1 protein-coding gene is annotated in these 1,118 nt (G+C 75.8%); it reads left to right on the top strand.

Annotated elements, in window-relative coordinates:
- The first annotated feature begins 309 nt into the window (after positions 1-309).
- Positions 310-1,071, top strand: a complete 762-nt coding sequence (locus tag KS423_RS45995; protein ID WP_224285589.1) for a serine/threonine protein kinase — start codon at positions 310-312, stop codon at positions 1,069-1,071.
- The last annotated feature ends 47 nt before the right edge of the window (positions 1,072-1,118 follow it).

The raw sequence follows: 1,118 nt of genomic DNA on the forward strand, positions 1-1,118 counted from the left end.
GGCCGCCCCGGCGAGGCCCAGGGCGGAGGCGCCGAGCAGTGCCCGCCGGGCCGGTCCGGCGGTGGAAGTCGAGGAGGATATGGGGGAATTGGTGTCCATGGCGGGAGCCTGGCAGGGCCCGCCCGGGGCCGCTTCGGCCGGCCGGCCGGACCTCCCGGCCGGAAGGAGGAACCCCCTCCTCCCCGGGGAGGACCGCAATGCGGGCCCCACCGGGCAGGGTCGGCGGTGTCCCATCACCCGTCCGGGTGGCGGTTTGCCTCCGTGACGAATCGGACGGATACCATCGACCCGATCCCACGGAGGTGCTGCGTGGACACGGTCATCGTGCAACTACCCGGCCCGGAGCCCGAGATGGCGCCGGGCGAGGCCCCCGGCCTGCTGCGGATGGGCCCGGGCGAGGCCGCGGTGTTCGGGCGCGGGGAGCCGGGCCGGCCGGTCCCCATCCCGCTGCCCGACCAGGGCGTCTCCCGCCGGGCGGGAGAGGTGGCCGCGGCCGAGGACTACTGGCGGCTGTCCAACTTCAGCACCACGTCCACCTATGTGGTGGAGAACCTGGAGGGTGCGGGGGAGCACATCAAGGTGGCGCCCGGCCGGCTCGGCGCGCCCGTCCCGTTCGAACTCTCCCGGGTGCTGCTGCCCGCCCTCGGCGAGCCCGCCGCCTTCAAGGTCTTCGCCCCGCAGCACGCCTACCTCGACGGCCGTCCCGGCGGCGCCGACGGCGAACACACCGTCAGCCCGTTCGCCCTGGACCCGACCGCCAAGTACTTCCTGGTCCTGCTCGCGCTCTGCGAGCCCCGGCTGCGCTCGCCCTCCGCCGCGGCCGTCCCCGGGGTGACCGAGGTGCTCGCCCGCCTGCGTGCCCTGCCCGGCTGCCGCGGGCTGAGCCGTTCGGCGGTGAACTACCACATCGACTACCTGGTGGAGACCAAGCTGAGGCTGCGCGAGCCGTACGAGGAGGGGGCGGGCGGCGGCAAGCGCGAGGAGTTGGTCGCACTGGCGCTGAGGTTCGACCTCGTCCGGGAGGAGCACCTGGCCCTGCTCCCGTCCCGGCGCGCGGTCGCCCGGCCGTGACGCGCCGCGCCCGACCCGAGCCGGACCCGCCCGGCGACGGCCCGGTG

Origin of the sequence: Streptomyces sp. LS1784 (genome assembly GCF_020103755.1) — a bacterium.
Taxonomy (GTDB): domain Bacteria; phylum Actinomycetota; class Actinomycetes; order Streptomycetales; family Streptomycetaceae; genus Kitasatospora.